Here is a 26,139-nt window from a genome sequence, read left to right as displayed (position 1 = left end):
GAACTTATGATTTTCTTTCAAACACCCACATTTTTGATACAACTCGATAACCTAATTTCAGATATAAATGATGCCCAATCTGACCAAGTAATACCCCTTTTTTATAAGACATGGTCCATATAATTAGGTTTACTCATACATTAAGACTGGAGGTGAAAAAAGAGTGAATCAAAATTCCATAGAGACTCCTATGAGTGAAGATGTATTAAATGATATGTTGAAAGCGATTGATGGGGAGTTCACTGCTATAGCATGCTATGAAGTATTGGCGAACCAGGCCCCAAACGACGAAATCAAAAGACGTATTCTTGAGATCAGAAATGACGAAATCAGACACTACGAAATGTTTTGGTATCTTTATATTTCTTTAACAGGAAAGCAACCTTCCCCTCAAATTACAAAAGAATGTCCTTCCGATTATCGAAGTGGTGTACTTGCCGCATTCACTGATGAGCAAGAAGCCGTCGACTTCTATCACCGTATCGCAAGGAACACCGATAATCCTGCCGTTAGGGACGCTTTTACACGCGCCTCAGCCGACGAACAAAATCATGCCGTTTGGTATTTACATTTTATAAATCAGTAACTTAGTAGTAAATAGCCGACGTTTATGTCGGCTCTTGCTACTACATTTTTTGTCCAAGTCTCCAATTACTCACTTACTAACATAATTCTTTCTTATATACAAAGCTTACTTTGTCATAATTCATTTTTTCTTCATAAAAGCGGTGAGCATCGGTTCTCTGTAATCCTGAGGACAGGGCGACACTTTCATAGCCATTCTCTTCAGCCCAACCATGTACATAAGAAAGAAGCTTCTCACCATATCCATTGGAACGCTTGTTATTATCAGTGACTAAATCACAAACCCAAACAAAACGCCCATAATAAAGAGTGATCATCGGTTTATACCCAGTTACCGCAACGATTTCTCCTTGATCATATAAGGCAAATAAACGATACATGTCCTTTTCCTTGGCCTCCGCCACCAGGTCAAGATACGCTTTTTCATCAAGATGAGTTCGTAGTTGCTTCATTACCGGAAAAGCTTCAAGAATTTCCTTTTTGGAATGGAGTTCTTTAATCGTTAATGTATCCATTGCAATCTCCCTTTTAATTTTTCAACAGTCTTAATGCACGTGGTTATTTGAAGCAAAAACAGCACCGAATCCACGTCCTATCTCATGCAGCAAGACACAGATCGGTGCAATTAAAATATAGAAGATAGTAACCAGTAACATGTATCTACCTCCTTCATAAGCAAAATCGTACTAACATCTAATTAACAATACTTATTTGGTTCTCTCAGCCAACTCCAAAATAATTCCCTCTGGACCACGAACGTAGCATAATTTATAACTTTCTTCATATTGCTGTATCTCACTAAAGATTTCCGTACCCTTCTTTTTCAATTTGGCAACAACATCTTCAATACCTTCAACAGAAAATGCAATATGTCGGATACCTAGTGTATTTGCAAAAGTTTGCTGAACACCTTTTTCATCTGGCGGAGAATAAAATTTGATGAGCTCTATCCATGTCTGACTGTCTGGCGTTCCCAATCCTACACACGCTACTTTCGCGTCAGTAAGCCCAGCTGTATATCCCATCAACTCTCCTTCCATTTCCCATTCCCCTTTCACCTGAAGTCCAAAATCGAGAAAAAACTCTTTAGCGGCAGAGAGATCATCTACGATTACACCGACATGATCTATTTTTTGGATTTTCAAATTTCATACCTCCTATGTGCCTGTTATTTTGCAAAATCCTGTATCGCGATAAAAAGCCCAATCAAAATCACGAAAATCAGCATACCTAAACTGATTACGCCTAGACCCATTCCCAACCAAGACCCGATCATTAAGGATGATAGAAGAACTGTTAGAAAGGCCAACAGGCATATTAGTAATGACCTATCATTAGTTTGTTTTAGACTTTTGGAAGTAATAAAAACTAATAAATTTATAACAACTCCTAAGCCGATTGGTATAAAAATATCCATCTCCATTACCCCTTACCCAAATGATTTTTAACTAACCTGTTCCTTTAGTTGAACAAAAAAAGGGCTGTCAAAGCAGCTCACTGATCTTCAAGTAAAGCACCCGTTTGTTTAATAAGAATTATAAAATTGTACTAAGTATAAGCACGTTTTTTTAAGCATTTGATGATAGTTTAATTAAAATAAAATGTACCAATGATTGTCTTGCCATCTTGTAAGTACAAAGGAGTAGATTTTCGAGATGAGATAGCAGCTAACTCACTTGGCGAAGATATACTTTTGATTTGATAAATATATCCTACAACTCCATTTTCACCTTCGGCCAACAATAAATCTGGTTCTTCACGCATTAAGTTTTCCATGTTAGGACCATATGTTTGTCCATTTTCATTTACTGGATAGCCATCTTTTAAAATACTTTCTCTGGATGGTATAACTAAATCTAAGGCATCCATCTCTAATTCACTGCTATTATTTCCTTCTGCCTTTGGTAATGTTTCTTGTTGTGAACAACCAACTAACAAAAGTAACGAAATTAATGCTAAGACAAATAAATTCTTTCTCATTTTCTCCCCCCTCGTATAATTAGAAAACTTTTTCTTTCACTAAACTGCCATTGTTAGTTCAAGAAGAACTGATCCCCCCAGCTGCTCACCGATCTTCAAGTAAAACACCCGTTAGTGAAAAAAGACTTACTTAACTTCAATTACAAAGACATAACTCGAACTTCCCTTTTCCCACCGTGCGGAAACACTATAAATATAAACACCTTTTTCTTTTGGTACTAATAATACATTGTCATTTAATGGGACATTTTCCACTTCATCGTTACTAAACCATATAGATGCGTCCAACGTATTTTCTAGTGGTCTACGTTTAAATTCAATATTTAATTTAGCTCCAGGTGATACAGCAACAGGTTTAAGTTCGTGATGATTAATAATATCTGGTGGGGAAATCATATCAACACATTGCTTGTTAATAAGCCCACCCCAACAATAAGAACCTTGTGCCACTTCTACTGTATTATTTTCAATAGTTATATTTGGTTTAGGTGGTTTAAGGTTAAATACAAAATAAACCCCAGCTACGACCACAACTACTGCTAATAAAGAAATTAAGATCTTTTTCATATACTCCCCCTCATTGTTTCTAAAGACAACCTATTCCACTAAACTGCTCCGTTAGTTGAAGAAGGTGACTAGATTTATACGGAAATCTCCCCAAGAATCCAACCTTTTAAAAACTCTTCCAACGATGATGCAATCACCCTTCGGCTTTCATCTTCATGGTTCCATACATAAATATCATCATTTTGAGCCCTTCCATTTTCAATTGAATACCCAAACAAATCACCATTACCTGCATCGGAGAAAAATAAAAAAGTATCTAATGACCTCATAGAGACATCCTGTTCGTGAATAGTAGCCCCAAAAAACAAATTTTCTTTGACCATCTGTTCTGTTGACCAAATAAAAGAACTTCCGTAGTTACCAAATACGCCATTTGTCTCTTTGTATAAATCAGCCAATTTTTTAGGTAGGTCAATATCTAAATCCCTTTTAATCAATAATATATCCGCTTCAGTTGCGGGTGCTTTAAACTGACACTCTTTTGAAATACTTATTAAATAATCTTTCCACATAATTGGTGCTTACCACCTTTTAAAAAGTAACTGTTTGTTTTCTTCAACTACACTGCCTCGTTAGTTGAAGAAGAACATTATTTCGCAATCTTTAATTTATATTAGCACAGATCTACCATCTTCCGTCTAATTTTCTCCTTTCAATTTCCAATTAACAAACGTATTAACAATGGGATTAATATAGGCACATAGATTTATGCGATGTTGCTAATTCCTCTGCCAAATGTGGTACCAGTTCGTCAATATTAAGCATCTAAATGTTAATGCAACAACTCAAATAGGGACACCAATTCATATGAGAATTGCGTCCCTGAACACTGTACTTTTTTATTATATTTTCCATCGATCGAACCCGTTACAGAAAATCCGAGCGTTGTTTGACGTGAATTTACTTAGTGCTCTCTTTGAATCCGCAATGTTTGTTTAGTTGTTGAGTTGATATATTTCTTTCGCGTTTCACGCTTATTACATTTATCTTATCCGGCGTATCGATTAGTGTTATTCGAAATAAGTCGTACGGGGGCGAATGTGCCTGTTCAAAGGTTACTACTTCTATTGTTAATTCGTGTTTTCGGTCTCCATCAATCCTTTTTATATCAATAATTCTTTCACACATAAATAACTTTTCAGTAACTTCTAAAATGATTGGATCGAACTTAACCAGCAAAGTTTCCTCCAATAGCTTCTCTCTTGTAAGTTCATCTTGTGAAAAGACTTTAGTTGTTATTAAAAACAATAATGTAGTACTTAATAATAAAATTGAAGGTCTTCTCATGGAATCACCGTCCGCTGTTTTCTTACGGAATAGCTTTCCCATTACTCACTAAACTATCCTGCTCGTTAGACCAGTCCCGATAACATATGTGAGGACTCACCTCCCCGATTCAACGTCTATCCTATGAGTTGTATTTCCACAAGCAACCATTACACCAACTGCTAAAGTAAACAGTACTAATAAACAACCAAGATGTTCTCTTTCTGAACAATCTGAGGACAGCACTCTAAAATTCTTGTATAATGAGTGCATCAATGAATAGGGGGAATTATCATGCAATTATTATTTTGGAGGCCATTTTCAACATCTCCGCCACCACCGTTTACTCCAGCATTGAAAATAAAATAAGAATCTACAAAGTATAAGTTACTTCGTAGGTTCGAAGGAGTAGACGATGACAACTAAAATTCAGTTCTTACTATCAATGATCATCTTCGGTACAATTGGTGTATTTGTAAGATACATTGATTTATCTTCGAGTGAAATCGCGTTAGTGCGCGGGCTCATTGGCAGCCTATTTTTAACGACAGTCATGTTGATCATGAAGAAGAAAATTTCATGGGCAATCGTTAAAGTAAATGCTGTAGTAATCGTACTGTCGAGTATTGCTTTAGGTGGAAATTGGATTTTCTTTTTTGAAGCAATCAAGCGCACAACCCTATCCAACGCTACATTGAGCTACTATTTCGCACCGGTTATTGTCCTGATGCTAGCACCACTTATACTCAAGGAAAAACTATCTGCTAAGAAGATCATCTGCATCGGTGTTGCCATGCTAGGAATGCTCTTCATTGTGGGGAACGGCCGTGTAAGTACATCTGGATTGGATGATTTAATCGGGATTGGTTTCGGATTACTGGCAGCTGTATTCTACGCTTCCTTAATGCTACTGAACAAATTCATCAAGAACATGGATGGGTTAGCTACTACCGTACTCCAACTCGGAACCGCGACAATCCTTCTACTGCCGTATGTTTTCTTCACGGAGGGCTTCGGAATTATGGACGTATCAAGTGCTTCCATTCCATTCATTTTAATCTTAGGAATTGGTCATACCGGGATTGGATTCTTGTTATTCTTCTCTGGTATGCAGAAGTTAAAAGGACAAAGCATCGCTGCATTAAGCTATGCAGATCCAATCACGTCATTAATAGTTTCGATTATGATCTTGCAAGAGCAAACGACATTTGTTCAATTACTTGGCGGTGCGTTGCTCTTAGGGTCAACATTTGTTAGTGAACATCAATCAAAGAAGTTTCCGGTAAGATTAAGAAAAGCCGCGTAACTGACTAAGGGGAAGGGGAAGGGGGGACAGCCTTTAACCCGATGTAGGATTGCTTTATCGGATTCACGATGATTTTTCAAAAGCCGATTCCCGACGAAATGGCGGAGTCATTGGTTGAATCCATTACTCGAAGACTGACCAACTTCTTTGCTATGAGTGAAATTGAATTGGACCTAAAAGTAGAGTTGGCATACTGATATAATGAGCGGGACCGTCCATCTTGGTTACTTGGAGAACAACCAAGTTATCAAATATTTTATTAGCAATTTAAAAACGCTCAGGTTGAGCGTTTTTTTAATTTACCAACCCTCTTCAACTAAACCAGCACCCGCTAGTTGAATAAGGAATAGTAGTTTAATGGTATTGAAACCAAACAAACCATCCTTTCTCCTTACTTTTAGCTAAAAATATCTGACCCTGTGCTAAATCAGCTCCAGGTGCTTTGGGGAAATCTAAACGTACAAGCCATGACTTTTCAGCAATTTCTTTGCCACAAAAGGCTCACCGATCTTCAAGTAAAGCACCCGTTAGTAAAAAATGTGCATTATAGTCGTTATTTTTCTTCTTTTGTACTTTTAGATTTGATTAGCGAATAAATATTTTTGACATGAAGTACAAGCAACCCTATCATAAGCAACCAAACAATATGTACTTTGTAACCAAGATCGACCAGCATATCTTCACGATATTTAAAGGTAAAGTAGCAAATAAATATAAATAATAGCAGGTCCCAGACTACGGTCACTATTTCTTTTAGTTCTTTTTTGTCATTCAGTAATCCAGTTAAGATAAGCCTCACGATTAGAAAGGCTGCGAGTGCACTTGGATAATTTGACATATCTACATGAAAACCACGAAAAGCATCCATTGATAACCTCCTTTATTTTGATGTCCGACTTTTTTGAAATCATTTAATAAAGTGCCGTCTAAGCAGCTCTGATCCTTGAGTAAAGCACCCGTTCGTTGAAGAAACAGCAATATCGCCTGAAGAAGATCTATACAATTATCGCGATAGTTAACTGAGAAGCAGGTTTCCATAATTGATGGAAAACAAGATAGAAAGGAAAATGCCAAATAGACAGCAAATAATACCCGTTACAGCTATTCTTTTTCCATTTTTTTTAAAATGATTTATTTGCCTTACCCCTATGACACCATAAATTAGACCAATAATGCCAAGTATGAAGCCTACTGCCATAAAAGAAGTAACAATTGAAAGAGCCCCAAAGATTATTGATATCGCGCCTTTGCTATTAGCTTTACTATGACTAGCGTTTGAAACTTCAAGTTTACTCATTTTTCCCGCCTCCTTTTTAACTAAATGGACCGATTGTGAACAAGATTAACAACACACTTAAACTAACCTGCTGCGTTAGTTGAAGAAGAAAAAGATCCGTCTAAGCAGCTCAACGTTCTTCAAATAAAGCCCCCGTTAATTGAAAATTCATTTATCTTTTTTTACCAATATACATTATGTGTTCAGCCATACTAAGTAGATCTTCATGTTCACATACCTGCTCTGCCAAATCTAACCAAGCATTTATAACATCTGGTTTCTGTTTGAGTAATTCTGGTTCACGAAGATATAAGAAACTTTCACTATTTAGCAAATGAAGTTTTTCAAGATTAAATTGTTCGAAAAACGGAAGTACATTTTTAGGAGATACATAAAAGTTATCTGAAAACCCTTTTCCCGCAAAGTCATTACCGTCCACAATTTTATTTAGCTCTAACTTTCTTTCACTGTTTAAGATGAATTCTGGGTTACAAATAAGATAATCCCAAACAAACGAATAAGAAGAAATAAATGCTACGAAAATCATTCCATTTGGCTTTAGTTTTTTTAGACATTCTCTTATAGTTTTAGCTCTATCTTCCTCGCTTTTTAGATGATACATTGGCCCCATACATAAAATGTAATCGAATTGACTGTCTCCAATAGTAGATAAATCACGTGCATCTACTTGAAATCCTTTAAGAGCAAGACCTTGTTCATTTGCCTTATTCAATGCAAATTCCACATTTTTTTCCGATAGATCAGCTAACGTTACATCGCAACCAAGTTCAGCAAGGTATAATGAATATTTTCCGGGCCCACCACCAAGATCCAACACTTTGTCTTCTGGCTTTATATAACGGTTCATATAGCGTTTGGTAAGTTCAAACTCTACTTTGTGGCGTTCAAGTCGTTCCCATTCATAATCTACTGTTTCATCATAAAACTTTCTCACAATTTCTATACTTCCCAAACTTACCCCCCCTCATTTTCTTTAATCTCTTGTTCGACTAACCTGCCTCGTTAGTTACAATATTTATTGCAGAATTAAAGGTGGGAGTCCACCTTCTGTTGTGAAATAAGCAAAAAGTGTAAATGCCAAAATAAGAATCGCAATAGCTATAACAATCCTTGATAAAACGGGTTTGAATTGTTGTTTTAACGATTTAATACCAATGAATAAACTTAATAAACTTATGCTAAAACAAACAATTGCAGCAAATATATTATTCATTCTTGGCAAAATAGCTCCCAAGAATAAGATAAAGAATAATATTTGTAGACTAATTCCAACCAGCAATTTATTTTGCACCTATACCATCCGCTCCATTCCCTCTACGCCTTTATTCAACTAATGCTTGTTGCATTAACCTGCCTCGTTAGTTCAATAAAAAGTAAAACAAAATTGTTGCCACAAAACTCGGAATTGCAATTAGAGCTGAACTAAAACTAACATTATTTCTTTGATTTCTATCTTTGACTGATTCAGTTGCTAAATTAGCCCTCATTCTATCTCCACTTACCAATACCCCCGAGGAAATGAGTGATATTACAATAAACAACAATCCAATTACACCTGTAATAGTAGTAACCATTTCAATATCCCATATCACAATAGACGCTAAGACACCCACCAGAGCTAGAAGAATTCCAAGTAATAAATATTTCATTTTATCTCTCCTAATTTTCAATACAACTGTGTATGAAAAAAGTTACAGTTATTAAACTAAACTGCTTCGTTAGTGAAAATACTCCATATGACTATACTTCTATTAAGTTGGCAATAATCCCTTTAATATTACTCTCTTAGGGGGAATGGAATTGTTATTGTCAAAAGCATGGTCTTTGTTTGAAGCTGATAAACGGATAGAGGGTTTTTCACCACAAACGTTGAAAGCCTATCAGTTACAGTCTACGCTATTAGTGGGTCATTTTAAGGATGTAGAGATGGACTTGCTGGATACGAATCAACTGAAGGAATATCTTGCCGTATCGGGTAAGCATTTAAAACCAGCCAGTCTTGCACATCGAATCCGCTTTCTTAAATCTTTTTTTCGTTGGTCTCATGAAGAAGGCTACCTAAGTAAGAATCCAACTTCCAAGATTAAAGAGCCCAAAGTCGGTAAGAGGATACCCAAGCATTTAACCGAACGAGAGATTGAACACCTTCGTGAATCCTGTCATACCCCAATAGAAAAAGCGATTTTTGAATTCATGTTTTCTACCGGTTGTCGAATTGGAGAAATAGTTGCGTTAGAAAAGAACAATATTAATTGGTCCAATCAATCCGCGATCGTTAGAGGAAAGGGGGATAAGGAAAGGGAAGTTTATTTCAATACACGTTGCGATATATGGCTAAAACGATATCTTGAAAGCCGGAATGACAATAATCCTGCCATCTTTGTGACAGCAAGGCAGCCACATAAAATGAGTGTCGCCCAAATGCGATACATCATCAAGCGAATTTCAAATCGTGCCGAAATCAACAAAGAGATTCATCCACACCAACTTAGACACAGCTATGCAACTCATTTATTGAATAATGGAGCTCCTATTGAAGTCATACAAAGTCTTTTGGGGCATGAGAAAAGTGAAACCACAAGGATCTACGCTCAATTAAGCGGAAGGCTAAGGAAAGAGTATTATCAGAAGTACTTTTAAATGTAAGGAGCCACGTCTTAACAGACATGGCTCTACTTGACTAAAGCACTCGTTAGCTCAAAACTCCTTGAACTTTAAAACAAAGTTCATTCTATCTTTATAATCTATTTAAAGCATTTGATATTTCCTCTATAATTTCCTTGTGAACGTAAAAATCCCAAATAATAAAGGTAGCAAGAAATAAAATAAATAATACAACATACAATTTTACGTTTTTTCTAGGTCTCAAAGGTTTAAAAAATAATACAAAAAAGACTGATATAAAAAGCGGGAGTATAAGGATAGTAAGCAGCCACATGTCATATGCTTTGTTAATTGCTATCATTACTTTTAATGCTGGAAGGACAGTGTCTTGCACACTATACATTTCTTTTTTTACAAAACCCTCTTCAATCGTTAACACCATCGATTTTTCATCCAAGTAGTAATTATAACCAGTCAAATTGAAGTTGATTTTCATGGTTAAAAGTAGAAGTATTATTACCAAAGAAAAATAAATTAAGAACGGTAAAACCCTTTTATCAATCTTAGAAATAGCTACCCCCCCTTAATATTTACTTAGATTTGAAATAAACAGGAATCCATTTCTGGTGCTTAGTTTCAGAGCTTGCCCTTTCAGATTTTGTTTTTGAAAATAGATATCCAGGCCAAGAAACCAAAGCCACTAATATAGAAAAAATGATCATAAGTAATTCCACTATTCTTGAACCTTCTTAAATTTTTCTCCAAATAGTATCTTCCTTTAAATATACTAATCCGATTTACTTCTATAAACTTCTTGTTCAAAAATTTAGATATATTAACTTATTCATCACAGTTGCAAAAAAACCTTCTTCTTCAACTAAACTGCTTCGTTAGTTCAATAAGGAAAAATGCTTTACTCCTTCTTGAAGTAAGCACCCGTTTGCAAAAAAAAAGTGCATTATAGTTGTTGCTTTTCTTCTTTTGTACTTTTAGATTTGATTAGCGAATAAATATCTTTGACATGAAGTACAAGCAACCCTATCATAAGCAACCCAAACAAAATGTACTTTGTAACCAAAATCGTCCAGCATATATTCACGATATTTAAACGTAAAGTAGCAATTAAATATAAATAATAGCAGGTCCCAGACTACGGTTACTATTTCTTTTAGTTCTTTTTTGTCATTCAGTAATCCAGTTAAGATTAGCCTCACTTATTAGAAAGACTGCGAGTGCACTTGAATAATTTGACATATCTACATGAAAACCACGAAAAGCATCCATTGAAAACCTCCTTTATTTTGATGTCCAACTTTTTTGAAATCATTTAATAAAGTGCCGTCTAATCAGCTCTGATCCTTGAGTAAAGCGCACGTTAGTTGAAGAAGGAAAAATCTTATACACTTCCCATTACTGAATAAATAAATAATAATGCCAAAGCAGTTCCCAGCACATATTTGGAAACCTGTTTAAGTCTAGCACTTTCATATGTCTTGGTTAACAAGTAAAAAAATCCGACTACCCAGATACCATCTAAAAAAAATTTAGAAATTATATTTCTAAACATATTGAAATAGAAAAATGAGTCCATTAATATTCCTCCCATACCTAATAATAATTTATCGCATTTAACTGAGCTACTTGTTGAAGTAAGCACTCGTTAGTTTAAGTACAATGTTTCACAAATTGATATCTATCCTAAGATTTCAATACAACAAAAACGCTCTAGAACCAAAGCTTTTTTAGTTACCTTTTAAATCCACCTTCTGAATGAATAATCTGACCTGTAATCCAATCTGCTTCATCGCTCACTAGAAATTTAATGGTTTTTGCAACATCTCTCGGTTTCCCGATTCTACCGAAAGGAAACATCGGTTCTAATTCTTTTTTTATCTCTTCTGTCATCCAACCTGTATCAGTTGGACCTGGATTTAATGCATTAACCGTTATTCCTAAAGGGGCTAGTTCAGCTGACAACGTAATCGTTAAAGCATCAACTGCTCCTTTTGTTGTTGCATATGCTAATTCGCCAGGCATGGGTCCTTGAAACTGACCTGAAGTAATATTGACTATTCTTCCACCTGATTTCTTATCAAACTTTTGAGCAAATCTACTACTTAGTAGTGTCGTTGCACGCACATTTACCATGTAATGTTTATCTAATTCTTCGGCAGTTAAATTAGAAAAATCGTTGTTAGTTGAGTATGCTGCGTTATTAATCAAGATATCAGGATTACCGAGTTGTTCAGAAACTCTATTTATAAGTTGTTCAGGTGCATCAAGTTGAGTTAAATCCAATTCCATACATGATGCCTTAATACCTTTTCTTATTAATTCTTCTTTTAATTTAACGGGTTCATCTAATTCAATGCTCCAAGGCATTTTTTTATCATATTCCGTCCAATAAGTAAAAAATATATGATAACCCGATTCAGCTAACTCCCTACAAATAGCAGCTCCAATCCCTTTCAGACGGCTTACACCCGTGATAATCGCAATTTTTCCTTTTAATTGGTCCATTATCATCCCTCCCATACTTAATATTATTTCACGACAATTAACACCAAATTACTTATTTAATAAACCAGCATCATTCCCAAAAATCACAAACCACAACTTTGAAGCAGACTAACTAGTAATGCTGGTAAAATGCATTATTGCCACCAAAATTATGTCGGTGTGGTAAATAATCCCCCATCATTATAAAACCACCAATAACTGTCCTCTTCATTCTTTCGCCCCCATCTCTCTTTATTTCCAAGCGTTTTAGTTTTCCCTTGTTCAACTAACCTCTTTAGATGAATAAGTGAAAGAAAAAATCTCTAGTCTGAAATAGGCTAGAGATTTTCTTTTTTTCTATTTCCAAATTTACTTTTCGCAAACTTCCCAACATTCCATGCTCCTCATGAAACTAAGCCAACCCCTAAAACACCAAGACTTTTTGCTTCTTTAGAAGTAAAAGTATATTGTAAGCCCTCTGCTAAATTCGGTGTAGTGTGCCCAGACTTTATTAAGTCATTTACCTTGTCGGGTGGCATCAAAACACCTTCGACAAATTGAAAACCTTTAGAAATAAGTTCTCGACTTTCTGCATCTGATATTAGTTTGCCGTTTTCTAACCAAGCCATATTTCCACCTCTTTTCGAGCAGTTATTTATTGATATCTAGTTTCGTGCTGTTTTAACAAGTCCGTTCCCTTTTTCACTTAATAATGCGCAAGCAATCCTTTTTTCATAGCAATTCGTTCACAATAAATGAAAAATAGAAGGCCTAATGTAAGATACACTATCGCGTTAAATCCGAGAATTAAATAGTCCGCTACTGTAAACTGACTTAATGTGTAACCGTGAATCATCACTTGGCGGACAAGATCTACACCTTTCACAAACGGAAGAAATGCGAAAAACGGTGCAACGTTTAAGGTTACAAACGTTAGAGCGGCCAATATAAATTGCAATATTTGTAAAAAGGCTCCTACTTGCTTGACGATAATGGAGATTCCCGCAATCATGAACCCTACACCAAACATGCTAATGAGCGTTAAGATAAGGATGGGCATAATGGAAATGACGTCTATATTTAACCATTGATTCGTTGTCGCCATTGATAAGTAGAGCAACCCGACAATAATTAAAAAATAGATTGCTGTTGTTGCGATGAGTCGTGTCGCCAAAATTCGCCAGACGCCCATTGGAGACATGTAAAGTTGTTCGAGTGTTCCGCGCATTGCTTCGTTCGTTATCGTCCACCCGACACTGTTCATCACCATCATCGCTAAAAACCAAAAAATATAGTTGACGATGGCATATTGGATGTTTGCCTCTTGCGTACTCGGGTCGCCAATCAACTGAATGCCCATAAACATTCCTAAAAAAATAAAGTAAAACGTAAAAACCATAGCAATTGTATTTGGCAAATAACGTTTCAACTCGATATATTCTTTCCGAACATTTGCCTTCAGGAGGTTAGCCCAATACATACTCTTTTTCCCCCTTCACGATTTTCATAAATATTTGTTCGAAATTTATCGTATCGCGGTCAATCGATTCGACCGAAGTTCCTCCCATTTTGAGCACGTCAAATAACTCGTAAATTTCATCGCTTTTCGTCAGTTGAACTTCGATGATATGCTGCATGGAATCTGTAATATAGTTATAGTCCGGGAATTTTTGTAGCAACAATTTTTGTTGATGCTCACTCAAAGCGTCCCCGAGTGTTATTGAATAGGCACGAACTTCAAAGAGCTTCATCAAATTCTCCACTTTATCATCCACAATGACTTTTCCGTCATTAATGATCACCGTTCGATCACATAATTCTTGAATGACGTTCATGTCGTGCGAGCTAATGATAATTGTTCGGTTGTATTCATCGACAATCGTTCTTAACAATTCGCGCACTTCATACCCTGTTTCCACGTCCAATCCAAGAGTTGGTTCATCCAATAAGATGACATCACTATCCGCAAGCATTGCGACGGCAATCGCAAGTTTTTGCTGCATTCCACGTGAAAGCCGATTGACGAGTTCATTTTCCTTCTCTTTTAAATGAAAGCTTGTTAACAAGACTTCGATTTGCTGAGCAACATCTTTTCGTGAAGCACCGCGGTTCCCAGCAAAATATTCAAGATTTTCCCTAACCGTCAATCGCCAGTACAGATTCCGATTCCCTTCCAACACTGCACTAATATGCCGCAATGCCCCGAGGCGTTTCTCGCGATTGTCCATACCGTTAATTGTAATTGTTCCAGCATCAGGAATGAGTAAACCGCAAATCATTTTAATTGTCGTCGTCTTCCCAGCACCGTTAGGCCCTAGTAACCCGACAATTTCGCCTTTATTCACTCTAAAAGAGATGTCATTAACCGCTTGAATGTATTCCTTCGACTTCCGCTTTTTATAGGATTTCATTAAATTTCTAGCCTCAATAATTGGTTCCATGACAAGCATCCTTTCTACTAAAAAATTCCTACTCTACTCAACTTCTACATGACTATATTATTTCCCTGCTTTTAAAGACTCATTCCACTAAATATTGTAATAATTATTTTTGAACAAGAAAATAGAGCCGTCTAAGCAGCTCCGATCTTCAAGTAAAGCACCTGTTAGTTTAATTACCCTTCCTTCTTGAATGACACAATAATTAAGATAATGCCAACTAGGAAAAATAGCCCTGTAAAAAGGTTTTCGTACAATGGTAATTTCTGCGGAATAGTATCCCACGTTCCAGTATTTATTTTTGCTGACCAATAAACATATGCAGTTAAGCGTTCAATCGTAAAAATTAGCCCACTAGTTAAAATGAATAACGACCCTAAAATTAAACTTGTTTTTTTATCCAAAAAATAACCCCCTATGTTTAATAAAGTGTTTTGATACGATTCAAAAAACTCCTGCGCCTTCTTCAACTAAACTGCCACGTTAGTTGGACAGGAAATTAGAACTGTCTAAGCTCAAAAATCTTCAAGTAAAGCAACCGTTAGCTTATTGAATGTTTATTTGCATAACACTCCAATAATACAGAAGGCTCGACTGAAAATAATTCCCTTACATCTTTTAGATGGTTAGTTGATACATAATTAGATACTACTTTTAATGCGAATGAATACCCCGCGAAAACAGGTATTCCTTTTTTCCTGCTCCCAAAACATAAAGATCCCTTTAGGGTATCGTCTGTTGATTTAAGATGATCCTTACATTCTTTCCAATACCTTGTCTCCAACTCAGTTGGAAGGTTATCCTTCCACCATCTCTTATCTGGATACAAAGAGAGAGCAAAATACTCTGCTGTTCCCTCCATTTTATACCACTGTTCTAATGTAAATGTAGAAAGGGATAAATGATAGATAGGGTTCTCTGAACTTGCGTGATGACATTCGTGGGCTAGTAGATATTGAAGAAAATCAATATCTGGTCGAGGAGGTATCGCGATAATTACGTTGCCTGGACCATTCGTAAAAGCGTTGGTCCAGAGGGATTGAGGCTGTTCTTGAAAATATGGTAACAGCAGGGCAGGTACTACTGTAATACGCATCTCCTTAAAGGGCAGATATTGGCTCACATTTTGAAAAGTTTTATGGACAATCCTTTCTATTTCGTCAGAATTCCATTCAATGCTTTTAATTTCAGTTTCGGATAGCTCCTTAAATTTGAATAACTGAAAACGTTGAACCAACTGTTCCCATTCGGTAATCCAAGTATTTTCGGAAACTAATTCACTAAACTCTTCCTTTAAATACTCTTCTAGCGAATTACGGTTTAATAAGAGTTTGGCCGGAGTTATTTGTTTAACATGGACCACATTTATCCCCCCTATTTTTACTCAATCTAAGTTATTGAGTACGACCTCATTATAAATTTACCAACTATTGATAATACGGTTCAACACGCGATATGTTTCAAAAATGATGAAATAATCTATCTTTATTTACAGCTGGCATTATTAACAATGATTCACATCACGTTAACACTGAATTAATAGAGTTGCTTTAGAATAATACATGATCGCTCACCAAATGGAGGTGCTATGCGAACAGAAGCGAGAATAGTAACTACATCTAAGAAAGAGGTAATTGTATGAAATTAAAATTAGCAGGTTTGATCGCCATTGTTTTTGCTGTATTTTTTAGTACGGGCCTCATTAATTCCTCGGTTCTCGGAAAGACAAATGAGAATAAAAAGCTGCAGTTCAACTCAGATGGCAAGTAAAAATTGTACAGTTTAACGATATTCAGGATGACGAGGATATCGATTCCCGAACGATAGAATTAATGAATACGGTACTTGATAAGGAGAAACCGGATTTAGCTATTTTAAATGGTGACATGTTGAATGCAGACATGGAAACAGCGGAAGAAGTGAGACAAGCCATTCATAACATTGCACAACCAATGGAAGAGAGAGGCATCCACTGGGCAGTTACGTTCGGCAACCACGATGAAGATCACACACCAAAGACCGGCATGACTGAAGAAGATATGCTGGAAGTTTACATGTCCTATAAGCACAATGTAAACAAACCGGGCCCTAAAGGTATTACTGGAACCGGAAACACAAACTTGGCCATTAATAACTCTAAAAATACAGAGCCGGCATTTAACATTTGGCTATTTGACAGCGGCAGATATGCGCCAGAAGAAATCGCAGGACAAGATTTTAAAGGATACCAAACATGGGATTGGCTCCGCCACGATCAAGTGCAGTGGTATTATGAAACTTCAAAGAAACTGGAGCAAACAACTGGACATAAAGTTCCTTCATTGGCATTCATGCATATTCCTCTCCCGGAATTTGAATATATGTGGTATGCAAGTCCATCTGAACGAACAGAAGAAAGCCATCTGAACGCTGTGGAAAAACATAGTATCACAGGTGAAAAGAATGAATGTGTATGTTCGGGTCCTTTTAACAGCGGAATGTTTGCTGCTATGTTAGAAAGAGGCGATGTGAAAGGCGTCTTTTCTGGTCATGACCATATTAATACATATGTTGGTGACTATTATGGGATCCAATTAGGCTACGCAGGAAACGCTGGATTTGGCACCTATGGCCTTGGCGGAGAGGAAGACAACAGGCTCCGTGGTGCACGGATATTTAACCTAGATGAAAATGAGAAAGATATACTCGTTGACACAAAAATGCTTTTTGCTAAGGATTATGGAATACAATAAGCTAACTCATCAAATGTTAACTAAACAATAATCTAAAAGCCACCCTTCAAAGTTGGGTGGCTTCAGTCAATTTATTCACTTGGCATATATCCGATTACTTCATTGGTGTTGGGGTCTACAATAATTGAAGGTGTTCCCGTAACAACATTGTCTATATCCTCAAAAGAGACGACCAACACTTCTTTCCCGTCATAATTTTCATCTAACAATACATATTTATCATCAGCAATTGTTTCCGCCACTCTAGCGTTTCGCCAATCATCCTCCGCTTGGCTATTCTACCCTTTTTCATTAATAAATTCCCAAGCTGCCGCTCTAACATTTCCATAATCATCTTTGTCATTTGTTTGTTCCACGACCTGCTTATTTGAACAACCAATGGCTAACAAAAGGAAAAATAATGTGGGGAGCAAATAAATATATTTCAATTTCATTATAGGTTAACCTTGCTTTCCAGTAAGAATGAACTCAAGTCTTTCAAGCTTTTCCGCAACTTCCGGGTGAATTTGATTCTCCCCTTTAATGATCAAATCACTTGTCTCAATTTCTTTGAACAAGTTATGAATCAATTTTAATTGGTTCATTTGCTCGGCTGACGGTCGATTAGTAATCATTCGGTTCAGCAAGTCACTTGCCTCATCTAAAGAAACACTCAACTCCGGATTCAACTCCCCAACCACCTCAAGCAATCCATTAGCCTTATTAATATCAACTAGTATCGGCTCAATGATCTTCCATCTCTCCTGAGAATCCTGAATAGTATCCTCACCAGCTTCTAAAACTCTTAAGGTCTTTGTTGTAAAAGCCATTTCCATTATCCTGTATGCATCCTCGAAAAAGGCATAGGACGCCGGCTCGTTATACTGATTATTTGTATTTTCTTTCTTGTAAAAGGTTTCTTTCTGATACCCATCTTCATTTTTGTCATATGTGAATTTCTGTACCGTTCTATCAGAGTGTTGCGCCTTAATTATCACAATCCCTGGTTTCTTATCAAATCTAGCCGTACTGAAATCTATTGATCCTAACTGAACATATTCATCAAAAAGCGGATAGGTTTTCTCTCCGTCTTTCACGATTAACAACCAGTTCTGCCCATCGTCCCAAGCAAAGAGTCCATTCTCCATTTTCCCTGCATTCACATACAATTCGATTACTTCATCTTCGCCATCCCCGTCCATGTCCAAGGCCGTTTGCTTATAAAGCGTTTGGGGGTACTTTTCTATATCTTTCGCTTGAATCATCGAATAATCATAGTTCACTTGTTGATTCATCGCTAGCTCGAGCGCTTCCCTTTCCTCTTCTACAGTAGTTAAAAGAGCTTCTTTTTCTAATGAAAGTTGCTCGATTTGCTTTATTAGTTCGTTAATCTCTTCGGTCTGATCTGCGTTTGAGTTCGATTTCTCCGTGCAACCGGCAAGTATACCTACTAAGCAGACGCTTCCTAGTAAAAGCTTCCTCATTCCCTATCCCCCTATATAATCATTTTCCAAAAACTATCGAGTTGAGCCTGAAAACTCGATCTGCTTACTATGTAACTTCTTCACCCACTCACTATTATTCCAAATATTCGGGTCGTCAATTGTTAGATTTTCTCCACGCACCATGAAATCATAACTATCTTTTCCACCCGCATACCAATCAACAATAACTAACTTGCCGTTTATATTACGTACAAGAAATTCAACGCCTTCACCATAACCGCCTGTAAATTTATGAATGTGCACAGGCAAGTGTAAATAGAGAAATCCTCCATCCGCATCATCCGTAAATTCCACTTCCCAAGCGTCGTCAATCGCAATATCTTTCACCTTACTATCAAGATGGCCATACAAATTATATTGGGATCGTACTCTCTCTTGTGTGTACTGTTTAAGGTTTTCGTTTTCGATATATGCATCTAAGTCAATATCTGAGCCGTTCCAGATTGCTCTATAATAGTCATAGTCATTCAGCACGCTCACACACAATTCATAAGCCGTTTCAGAATCCTGAACGGATAGTTCCCCTTCATTCTTAACTATATATTTTGGGGGATTTTGTACTACATCCTCTTTCGTGCTCGGCATAGTTTCTATAATACTTTTTTTACCTGTTAACAATTCAAATACAACTTCAGAAGATTTTTCAGACAATGATCCATAATTCGATTGTCCTTCAATTATAAGTTCTAACCTGTTACTATTTTGGTTTACCCAAACATTATGTTTGATTGAATTCCACGAGAAACGATAGTCTGGCGGCATTATATCCACTTTTACATTCTCTTGCCAGTCGGCATTTCCAAGTGCCTTAATAAGCGCCTCAACTTCAGTGGTATCAATGATCTCATTTACTGTTTCATAATTATCGTCATGGTTTCTTTGTTCAACAATTATGGTGTTACCATCCCACGAATTGCTATAAACTCGTTATTTCGTTGAATCATTTTTGATGTCTCCACTTTCTGCATCCGTACTACACCCAGCTAATACAAGTCCAGCTATCGTAATAAGAATAAACAATCTCTTCATAACATTGACTCACCTCATTTGAATAGACGCAATTAGTTGGAGAAAGTTACAAATCTTTCATATATAATCTTTAATAGTTTCTTCGTAAAAAGGCAATAAACCGCAGCCCATCATAAAATGGACTGCGGTTTATTCAAATCTTGGTTGTTTCATGTTTCCAGTATTGATCCCTCAAACTCGTTTTCAATATTTTACCGGATGGGTTCCGCGGGAGTTCCGTCAAGAAACTGACCGATTTCGGTTTTTTATAACCCGCCATTTTCCCTTCGCAAAATTCGATGACATCCTGCTCTGTCAACGTCTTTCCTTCACGCGGAACGACAATCGCTTCTACCGCTTCTCCCCATACAGGATGGGGAACTCCGATGACTGCGACATCCATTATATCCGGGTGTGTGTATAGCACTTCTTCGATATCACGTGGATAAATATTGACTCCTCCACTGATGAGCATGTCCTTTTTCCGATCAACAATATAATAGAAACCTTCTTCGTCTTGCATCGCCATATCCCCGACCGAGAAATACCCTTCATATGAGGAAGCTTTCGTATCGTCCGGATTTTTATAGTATTCATCGAGCAAATAAGGACCTTTAAAATAGAGTTCGCCGATTTCTCCTTGCTTCACACGCTGTTTATTTTCATCCAAAATAATGCAGTCAACTAATGGAAACGGAAGACCCACACTTCGTTCTTTGTTTTCAATATCTTTCGGTTTGATGTTTAGCGTAATAGCGGATTCCGTGGATCCATAAAATTCATGCAGCTCTACCCTGGGGAAGAATGCCAAAATATCCTCTTTCGATTTCGTTGCGAGCGGTGATCCTGCCGAAATGAGGACTCGTATGGAACTGAGGTCATATTTCATCCGTACGTCTTCTTTTACATTAGTAATGAAACTGTACATCGTCGGTGCGAGAAATGCATTTGTTATGCGGTTTTCCTCGATATCCGCAAGAACTTGCTCTGCATTGAATGTTTCATGGATGACAACTGTCCCGCCGACAATCAGCTGCATCACGAGGAAAATCCATGGCGCTGCATGATAGATCGGCCCGGCGCATAGATGGACATCCGATTCATCAATCTTGTATTCAATTGCAGCCGCCATCCCTGTCAACATCCTCGATCGTTGGGAGATGACAACCCCTTTCGGTTTCCCGGTCGTGCCGGATGTATATCCCATGTAGAACGTGTCCAACTCATTTACCTCTGCCACCGGTTCTTCTTCAGACCCTGACAATAGAAATGATTCATAATCTAACCTTTCCGCTTGAGAGGTACCTCCGACGACCAAAATGGTGTCAAGTTCTGCCACTGATTGGATGGAGTCCAACTCTTTTTCATATTCGGATGACAAAATGAGTCCTCGACTATCGGAATTTTGAAGGATATACTCAATCTCCCGACCGACCAGACGATAGTTCATCGGAACGATGACCACTCCTATTTTGGAAAGTCCAACAATTATATCAACATAAGCGGCATTGTTTTTCATCAATACAGCGACTTTATCCCCTTTTTCATAGCCACGTGCTTTGAAAGCATTCGCCAGACGATTCGCCCTTTCATTCAATTGCTTGTATGAGAATGTCTTCCCCTGGAAAATCACAGCTGTTTTGTCCTTTAACTTCGATGCGTTTTGCCTTATCATATTTCCCATTGTCAACATTGCAATCACTCCCTGTTTGATACGATCTATTCCATATTATCAAACTATTAAAGGGATTGGGAGAATTATAATAAGACAAGCGGTTGCCAAGCTACTTTAACTTAGCCGTCCAGTTCACCATGAAAATGCCGATAAATATACAAACGCCACCAACGATTACGTTCCATGCAATCATTTCATCCAGTAGTAACCAACCCGTGAGAACGCCGAAAAATGGGGCTAGAAACAAGAATGCACTTGTCTTGCCGGGGTCGCCTTTCTGTAAAAGGTAAAACCAGACGGCAAATTGTACAATGGAAGCCATGAATGCTAACCATAATAAAATGGCAATTGATATGGGGGTAATTTGAAACGAAGGGTCCTCCAATAGGAAACTGCCAACAAACAGGATCAGACCACCAAACAACATCTGATAAGCGGTTAACACCCATGTATTGATAGGAGCGCCCCACTTTTTGATCAGTAGCGTTCCGACAGCCCAGGAAATGGCCGATAGAAAGCCATAAAGTGTTCCAATTTGAACGTCCACCTGTGCCCCGAGTGTAATACATACGCCAACGAAACCCAAAATGACACCAATCCATTGCCACCGACTATACTTCATTTTCACGAAAAGCGTTCCAAATATAACAACTAAGAGTGGGTTCGTAAATGTTAAGATGGATGATTGGCCCGCAGTTATCGTGCGTAAACTGACGAAGATACATCCCATGACACCCGCCGTTTGAAAAGCTCCAATTAGCGCTATTTTCAGCCAATCCGAAACCTGTTTCGGATGAGCGAACTTTAAACACTGTACAATAATCGCCATAATGACTCCTGCTATGAGGAAACGCAGTGCAACCAACATAATCGGTGTAGCGTAAACCAATCCAATCTTCCCGATTGTAAAAGCAGACCCCATTAATGATGTTGTCAATACGACTAAAAAGCCCAATAGCCACTTGTTCATAATGGTATTCTCCTTCGAAAATACTTCCTATTATTGAAAATTTATAAGTTTCGTACAGTGAGTATAACATGTACAGGTAAGAAGTAGATGAGATTGTCTGTTATTTTATTACAAGGCGAGCCTCATTAAGGTCAATAGAATTGATAAAAACTGTATGGACGTTACAATATAAACATTGGCCTTAATAAGCTATTTGACATGATTCAGGAGGAAGAATAACAATGTCCTATTTATATTTAGCACTTTCTATATCGCTGGAGCTTATTGGCACTTCTCTGTTAAAAGCCTCTGAGGGATTTACAAAACTTTTCCCGACAATTGGTGTCATTATAGCTTTCATTAGCTGCTTTTTCTTTTTATCATTGTCCCTGAAGACAATTCCTTTAAATACTGCCTATGCCATTTGGTCAGGAATTGGAATTGTTGCTACGGTGATTATTTCAGTTAGTATTTGGAAAGAGAAAATCAACCTGGCTAGTATTGTAGGAATAACACTTATACTTGTCGGGGTAATAATCTTGAATTTATTCGGACCGGGGCACAACGAATCGAGTAGTGGCGATAAAACTACTGAATCTTCGGTAGGTATAAGTGATAGTACGAATAACTGAGAAACGAAAAATAAACCGCAACCCAAAATGGACTGCGGTTTATCATGCATTGCAATGAAAAATTAATGATTGTTCTTTTGCCTGTTGTGAAAAGCTATAGAAAAAGTGCTAATAAACAACACTTGAAAAGAGATCCCGATAATCAGTAGGACTGACGTAAAGGCTTCAATTGTACTGCCCGAAGTCGTCCACGATGAAGCACCAGCTGGCCTTGAAAACGATATCGCGATTTTATCCCCGTTAGCCCCCAATATTAAAAACAAAATACCTAACAATAAAAAACCAATGGGGAACCCAAATAATTTAACATATTTATTCTCCATATCTTTCCCACTCCTCTCAGTTATAGTTCGTTTTAATATTTTTCCTCTCTCTTTCTAACTCCGTACCCCACGAGAACACCGAACAATAGTATAATCAAAAAATCGCCATCATAATTTTTGGTAAAGAAACCGATGACTAACCAAGCGGACAGTATTCCAGCAATTAATATAAGCAATGTTTTAGACATTTATTTGCACTCCTTCTGTAGTGAGATATTAGAGTTTACAGCTACTGATAGTTCGCTATGTAGTTTCCTTCTTCAAATATTTCTTTCGGACTTTTGGAAGTCCATTCTTCTACCGTCATTTCTGGATGTAAACTCAAGTATGATCTAATCATTTTGTATCCTTCACTATATCCATAATAATTTGGGAGACCATTAGAGCTGCCTTGTATCATTTCATCAATAATCTCAGGGGTAGCAACACTGTCAAGGTATGGTTCAATCTTGCTCCAATGTTCTTTGTTAAACCTTTCGTCATTCACAAGATAACTACTATTTAAATTCGGGTACACTACTGTTTCAAACATCACGGCTTGTCCTTCCAATATTAAATAATCTAATCCTGTCAAATAAGCATTTTCGTTATAATGTTTTCCGACCCAAACACTATGATGATATTCATGCGCCATACCTGCTTTATACAAAAGATCAGGCTTGCTGTGAAAGACAATAATGTTCCCTGTTTCGACAATCGTCAACATTTCAGATGGGGTTCTTTTATTTTCAGGAAACACACATACTGTTGTTTTCTTATCTGATGGGAGGATGTCTGAGGATTTCACAAGCGATTCCTCAAATACCTCATTTAAATAATCTTTATTGATCAATCCAATTTGATTCTTCAAAGTATCAAGTTCACCTTCTCTCGGAACCCATTTAAGCAGAGTAGCAGAATCTGCAAAGTCCGAGTTCTCCAAGCATGCTTCATATACAGGTTGTACAACTTCTTGTTGATACAATTTATAGAGTGATTCATCTGGATTGTCTTCTACAGCTTCAAAATAATTTTCATATAACAAGTAGGAATGAAAGATAGTAAATTCTTGCCCTGTATTAGGGTTAGTAAACGAATAAGTAATCTCTTGCTGTTTATCTTCCAACTTAATATCTTCGTTGGGCTGCTCATTTTTCTCACAGGCCGATAAAGTAAAAATTATAAGTATACAAATGGAAGCTAAAACTTTATTTGCGATATTAATGATTTTCATCCCCCTCTACCAACAACAATAAATTAGAGCCAGACTGTCCATATTTCTCCTTGATCGCATCGATCAATTTCATGACGATGGGCCATTAAGAACTTTGTAATAGGAGGAGCGATTATTAGAAAGGACCGGTTCTCCCTGATTTCGTATTGGTCAACGAATAAATGCCGCTTCCTTTTTTGAAAGAGCATCCTCTAACCATTGAGGGTGCATTGTCAATAAATCTTCTGGTAAGTTGTCCTGTCCAAAAAACTTAATTTCAAGCGATTCATCTGAATTACACTTAAGTACCCCACCTGTAATCTCAGCAAGAAAACAGGTCGTTATAAAATGCACCGTCTTGCCATTTGGATAACTGAAAACTTGTGATTCAGGATCGGAATAAACACCGATCAGCTTTTTAATTCTTATATCTAAATTCGTCTCTTCTTTTACTTCTCTCATAGCTGCTTCAGACACTGTTTCACCAATCTCCACATGTCCTGAAGGGATTCCCCACAACCCTACATCAGCTCTTTTTTGTAAGAGAACTTGATTCTCTTGATTCAAAATAATGACAGCAACCCCAGCCTTTAAATCATCAATTTTCTTCAAATCTAAACTCCTTTCTACTAGAAAACGGCCCGTTATTTTTTTATTGAATAGTACAAAGTATCCCGCAATTAGTATAACACTTCTGCTTATTAAAAGACGGACGTAGTTAAGGCAACCTTCCACCCATTGGCATGGTAAATACAAGTTAGTCCGAACCCCGATTTTCCATGTATACTTTAGGAAAGGAGTTGTGATGTCGTCATGTGTTTGATTAATTTTCATTTCCAGGACCATCCAAATTACCGATTGATCGTGGCAGCAAACCGGGACGAGTTTTATGAGCGCCCGACTGCCCCGGCGCATTTTTGGGAGGATAAGCCTTATCTATTGGCTGGGAGGGATCTATTACAGCGCGGGACATGGCTCGGTGTCACGAAAAACGGTCGTTTTGCCGCACTGACTAATTACAGGGATGCTTCTGAACAAACGAAAGACGTCCGGTCCCGCGGTGAGATCGTGACCGGTTTCCTCGATTCTAATGTGACCGCCGCTGAATTTCTGAAATTATTGCAACAGAAGCGAGCCGAGTATGCCGGTTTTAACGTAATCGTCGGTACTGCAGACGAGTTGCTCTATTACTCGAATATCGAAAATGAGGTGAAGAAGGTTTCTCCGGGTACACACGGGTTGAGTAACCACTTTCTCGACACGCGGTGGCCGAAGGTGGTAAAAGGGAAAAAAGGTATCCGGAAGCTCGTCGAACAAAACCGTATCATCAAGCCAGAAGAACTATTCGATGTGTTACAGGATGCCGAACCGTTTCCGGACGAGCAACTCCCCAATACTGGAGTCGGCGAACAATGGGAACGGGTACTCTCTTCCCTATTCATTAAATCGGATCGGTACGGCACTCGCTCCGCGACAGTCCTGCTCATCGATCACGAGAATAACATTACCTTCGTGGAACGGACGTATCAGAACGGAGAATTTATTGAAGACCGTACATTCACGTTCCAGATGGAGTAGTAACATGTAGTTTTCATATTTTCT

36 protein-coding genes are annotated in these 26,139 nt (G+C 37.5%); 7 read left to right on the top strand and 29 right to left on the bottom strand.

All coding sequences use genetic code 11. From position 1 onward, the window contains the following. Positions 1-163: 163 nt before the first annotated feature. Complete coding sequence (locus tag AB1K89_RS06275) at positions 164-586, top strand: ferritin-like domain-containing protein (protein ID WP_413053914.1); 423 nt, start codon at positions 164-166, stop codon at positions 584-586. A 76-nt stretch (positions 587-662) separates the two neighbouring features. Here the strand turns inward: AB1K89_RS06275 and AB1K89_RS06270 are convergent, their stop codons facing one another. From AB1K89_RS06270 to AB1K89_RS06245, 7 genes are all read right to left on the bottom strand, one after another. After that, positions 663-1,100 carry a GNAT family N-acetyltransferase gene (locus AB1K89_RS06270; protein WP_413053913.1) on the bottom strand — a complete coding sequence of 146 codons (438 nt, stop codon included), beginning with the start codon at positions 1,098-1,100 and terminating at the stop codon, positions 663-665. Between the two features lie 192 nt (positions 1,101-1,292). Further along, positions 1,293-1,730, bottom strand: coding sequence for a VOC family protein (locus AB1K89_RS06265; protein WP_413053912.1), 438 nt, complete (start codon positions 1,728-1,730; stop codon positions 1,293-1,295). 23 nt (positions 1,731-1,753) lie between these two features. Continuing rightward, positions 1,754-2,002 carry a YesK family protein gene (locus AB1K89_RS18285; protein WP_489686562.1) on the bottom strand — a complete coding sequence of 83 codons (249 nt, stop codon included), beginning with the start codon at positions 2,000-2,002 and terminating at the stop codon, positions 1,754-1,756. 170 nt (positions 2,003-2,172) lie between these two features. Continuing rightward, positions 2,173-2,565: a metal ABC transporter substrate-binding protein gene (locus tag AB1K89_RS06260; RefSeq protein WP_413053911.1), complete on the bottom strand. Its 393-nt coding sequence runs from the start codon at positions 2,563-2,565 to the stop codon at positions 2,173-2,175. Positions 2,566-2,691: 126 nt separating this feature from the next. Beyond that, positions 2,692-3,132 (bottom strand): hypothetical protein, encoded by a 441-nt coding sequence (locus AB1K89_RS06255; RefSeq protein WP_413053910.1) that lies wholly within the window; start codon positions 3,130-3,132, stop codon positions 2,692-2,694. A 74-nt stretch (positions 3,133-3,206) separates the two neighbouring features. After that, positions 3,207-3,644 (bottom strand): SMI1/KNR4 family protein, encoded by a 438-nt coding sequence (locus AB1K89_RS06250; RefSeq protein WP_413053909.1) that lies wholly within the window; start codon positions 3,642-3,644, stop codon positions 3,207-3,209. Positions 3,645-4,032: 388 nt separating this feature from the next. Continuing rightward, positions 4,033-4,461: a DUF3888 domain-containing protein gene (locus tag AB1K89_RS06245; protein WP_413053908.1), complete on the bottom strand. Its 429-nt coding sequence runs from the start codon at positions 4,459-4,461 to the stop codon at positions 4,033-4,035. A 352-nt stretch (positions 4,462-4,813) separates the two neighbouring features. On the opposite strand from AB1K89_RS06245, the gene AB1K89_RS06240 reads away from it, so the two are divergent. Continuing rightward, a complete protein-coding gene (locus AB1K89_RS06240) occupies positions 4,814-5,704 on the top strand; it encodes a DMT family transporter (protein ID WP_413053907.1) in 891 nt (296 codons plus the stop codon). Positions 5,705-6,257: 553 nt separating this feature from the next. Here AB1K89_RS06240 and AB1K89_RS06235 read toward each other — a convergent pair. From AB1K89_RS06235 to AB1K89_RS06215, 5 genes are all read right to left on the bottom strand, one after another. Continuing rightward, the gene (locus tag AB1K89_RS06235) at positions 6,258-6,572 is read right to left on the bottom strand and encodes a hypothetical protein (RefSeq protein WP_413053906.1); all 315 of its coding nucleotides are present in this window, start codon (positions 6,570-6,572) and stop codon (positions 6,258-6,260) included. 147 nt (positions 6,573-6,719) lie between these two features. Continuing rightward, the gene (locus AB1K89_RS06230; RefSeq protein ID WP_413053905.1) at positions 6,720-7,001 is read right to left on the bottom strand and encodes a DUF4190 domain-containing protein; all 282 of its coding nucleotides are present in this window, start codon (positions 6,999-7,001) and stop codon (positions 6,720-6,722) included. Between the two features lie 151 nt (positions 7,002-7,152). After that, the gene (locus AB1K89_RS06225) at positions 7,153-7,953 is read right to left on the bottom strand and encodes a methyltransferase domain-containing protein (protein ID WP_413053904.1); all 801 of its coding nucleotides are present in this window, start codon (positions 7,951-7,953) and stop codon (positions 7,153-7,155) included. 63 nt (positions 7,954-8,016) lie between these two features. Beyond that, positions 8,017-8,292, bottom strand: coding sequence for a hypothetical protein (locus AB1K89_RS06220; protein WP_413053903.1), 276 nt, complete (start codon positions 8,290-8,292; stop codon positions 8,017-8,019). A gap of 67 nt (positions 8,293-8,359) precedes the next feature. Next, the gene (locus tag AB1K89_RS06215) at positions 8,360-8,650 is read right to left on the bottom strand and encodes a DUF5316 domain-containing protein (RefSeq protein WP_413053902.1); all 291 of its coding nucleotides are present in this window, start codon (positions 8,648-8,650) and stop codon (positions 8,360-8,362) included. Between the two features lie 151 nt (positions 8,651-8,801). Here AB1K89_RS06215 and xerA point away from each other — a divergent pair, with 151 nt between their 5' ends. Continuing rightward, complete coding sequence (gene xerA / locus AB1K89_RS06210; RefSeq protein WP_413053901.1) at positions 8,802-9,641, top strand: site-specific tyrosine recombinase/integron integrase; 840 nt, start codon at positions 8,802-8,804, stop codon at positions 9,639-9,641. Positions 9,642-9,738: 97 nt separating this feature from the next. Here xerA and AB1K89_RS06205 read toward each other — a convergent pair whose 3' ends face one another. The 7 genes from AB1K89_RS06205 to AB1K89_RS06175 form a co-directional block, all read right to left on the bottom strand. Next, positions 9,739-10,047, bottom strand: coding sequence for a hypothetical protein (locus AB1K89_RS06205; RefSeq protein ID WP_413053900.1), 309 nt, complete (start codon positions 10,045-10,047; stop codon positions 9,739-9,741). A gap of 1,304 nt (positions 10,048-11,351) precedes the next feature. Beyond that, the gene (locus AB1K89_RS06200; RefSeq protein ID WP_413053899.1) at positions 11,352-12,125 is read right to left on the bottom strand and encodes an SDR family oxidoreductase; all 774 of its coding nucleotides are present in this window, start codon (positions 12,123-12,125) and stop codon (positions 11,352-11,354) included. A 383-nt stretch (positions 12,126-12,508) separates the two neighbouring features. Beyond that, entirely contained in the window at positions 12,509-12,733 is a 225-nt protein-coding gene (locus AB1K89_RS06195; protein ID WP_413053898.1) for a hypothetical protein, read from the bottom strand. A gap of 77 nt (positions 12,734-12,810) precedes the next feature. Further along, positions 12,811-13,584 (bottom strand): ABC transporter permease, encoded by a 774-nt coding sequence (locus tag AB1K89_RS06190; protein WP_413053897.1) that lies wholly within the window; start codon positions 13,582-13,584, stop codon positions 12,811-12,813. Continuing rightward, positions 13,571-14,545 (bottom strand): ABC transporter ATP-binding protein, encoded by a 975-nt coding sequence (locus AB1K89_RS06185; protein WP_413053896.1) that lies wholly within the window; start codon positions 14,543-14,545, stop codon positions 13,571-13,573. The genes AB1K89_RS06190 and AB1K89_RS06185 overlap by 14 nt, the downstream gene beginning before the upstream one ends. A 173-nt stretch (positions 14,546-14,718) precedes the next feature. Continuing rightward, positions 14,719-14,946 (bottom strand): hypothetical protein, encoded by a 228-nt coding sequence (locus AB1K89_RS06180; RefSeq protein WP_413053895.1) that lies wholly within the window; start codon positions 14,944-14,946, stop codon positions 14,719-14,721. A gap of 137 nt (positions 14,947-15,083) precedes the next feature. Next, the gene (locus AB1K89_RS06175; protein WP_413053894.1) at positions 15,084-15,905 is read right to left on the bottom strand and encodes a DUF2268 domain-containing putative Zn-dependent protease; all 822 of its coding nucleotides are present in this window, start codon (positions 15,903-15,905) and stop codon (positions 15,084-15,086) included. A gap of 275 nt (positions 15,906-16,180) precedes the next feature. Between AB1K89_RS06175 and AB1K89_RS06170 the strand changes: the two genes are divergently transcribed. Next, complete coding sequence (locus tag AB1K89_RS06170) at positions 16,181-16,312, top strand: hypothetical protein (protein ID WP_413053893.1); 132 nt, start codon at positions 16,181-16,183, stop codon at positions 16,310-16,312. 2 nt (positions 16,313-16,314) lie between these two features. After that, positions 16,315-17,274 carry a metallophosphoesterase family protein gene (locus AB1K89_RS06165; protein WP_413054023.1) on the top strand — a complete coding sequence of 320 codons (960 nt, stop codon included), beginning with the start codon at positions 16,315-16,317 and terminating at the stop codon, positions 17,272-17,274. A 71-nt stretch (positions 17,275-17,345) separates the two neighbouring features. Here AB1K89_RS06165 and AB1K89_RS06160 read toward each other — a convergent pair whose 3' ends face one another. From AB1K89_RS06160 to AB1K89_RS06135, 6 genes are all read right to left on the bottom strand, one after another. Beyond that, on the bottom strand, positions 17,346-17,516 hold the full coding sequence (locus AB1K89_RS06160; protein ID WP_413053892.1) for a hypothetical protein: 171 nt from the start codon (positions 17,514-17,516) through the stop codon (positions 17,346-17,348). A 36-nt stretch (positions 17,517-17,552) separates the two neighbouring features. After that, entirely contained in the window at positions 17,553-17,708 is a 156-nt protein-coding gene (locus tag AB1K89_RS06155; RefSeq protein WP_413053891.1) for a hypothetical protein, read from the bottom strand. Between the two features lie 6 nt (positions 17,709-17,714). Further along, entirely contained in the window at positions 17,715-18,737 is a 1,023-nt protein-coding gene (locus AB1K89_RS06150) for a hypothetical protein (protein WP_413053890.1), read from the bottom strand. 33 nt (positions 18,738-18,770) lie between these two features. Continuing rightward, entirely contained in the window at positions 18,771-19,520 is a 750-nt protein-coding gene (locus AB1K89_RS06145) for a hypothetical protein (protein WP_413054022.1), read from the bottom strand. 400 nt (positions 19,521-19,920) lie between these two features. Beyond that, entirely contained in the window at positions 19,921-21,459 is a 1,539-nt protein-coding gene (locus AB1K89_RS06140; RefSeq protein ID WP_413053889.1) for a class I adenylate-forming enzyme family protein, read from the bottom strand. 91 nt (positions 21,460-21,550) lie between these two features. Further along, positions 21,551-22,411 carry a DMT family transporter gene (locus AB1K89_RS06135; protein WP_413053888.1) on the bottom strand — a complete coding sequence of 287 codons (861 nt, stop codon included), beginning with the start codon at positions 22,409-22,411 and terminating at the stop codon, positions 21,551-21,553. A gap of 221 nt (positions 22,412-22,632) precedes the next feature. On the opposite strand from AB1K89_RS06135, the gene AB1K89_RS06130 reads away from it, so the two are divergent. After that, positions 22,633-23,022, top strand: coding sequence for a DMT family transporter (locus AB1K89_RS06130; RefSeq protein ID WP_413053887.1), 390 nt, complete (start codon positions 22,633-22,635; stop codon positions 23,020-23,022). Positions 23,023-23,084: 62 nt separating this feature from the next. Here AB1K89_RS06130 and AB1K89_RS06125 read toward each other — a convergent pair whose 3' ends face one another. The 4 genes from AB1K89_RS06125 to AB1K89_RS06110 form a co-directional block, all read right to left on the bottom strand. Beyond that, positions 23,085-23,345, bottom strand: coding sequence for a hypothetical protein (locus tag AB1K89_RS06125; RefSeq protein ID WP_413053886.1), 261 nt, complete (start codon positions 23,343-23,345; stop codon positions 23,085-23,087). A gap of 32 nt (positions 23,346-23,377) precedes the next feature. Next, positions 23,378-23,533 (bottom strand): hypothetical protein, encoded by a 156-nt coding sequence (locus tag AB1K89_RS06120; protein ID WP_413053885.1) that lies wholly within the window; start codon positions 23,531-23,533, stop codon positions 23,378-23,380. 41 nt (positions 23,534-23,574) lie between these two features. Then, positions 23,575-24,558, bottom strand: a complete 984-nt coding sequence (locus AB1K89_RS06115; RefSeq protein ID WP_413053884.1) for a DUF2268 domain-containing putative Zn-dependent protease — start codon at positions 24,556-24,558, stop codon at positions 23,575-23,577. Between the two features lie 150 nt (positions 24,559-24,708). Next, positions 24,709-25,149, bottom strand: a complete 441-nt coding sequence (locus AB1K89_RS06110; RefSeq protein WP_413053883.1) for an NUDIX domain-containing protein — start codon at positions 25,147-25,149, stop codon at positions 24,709-24,711. A 201-nt stretch (positions 25,150-25,350) separates the two neighbouring features. Between AB1K89_RS06110 and AB1K89_RS06105 the strand changes: the two genes are divergently transcribed. Further along, positions 25,351-26,115: an NRDE family protein gene (locus tag AB1K89_RS06105; RefSeq protein ID WP_413053882.1), complete on the top strand. Its 765-nt coding sequence runs from the start codon at positions 25,351-25,353 to the stop codon at positions 26,113-26,115. Positions 26,116-26,139 lie beyond the last annotated feature (24 nt).

Source organism: Sporosarcina pasadenensis (assembly GCF_047228845.1).
In the GTDB taxonomy this organism is placed as follows: domain Bacteria; phylum Bacillota; class Bacilli; order Bacillales_A; family Planococcaceae; genus Sporosarcina.
This window is presented reverse-complemented; position numbering and strand designations above follow the sequence as displayed.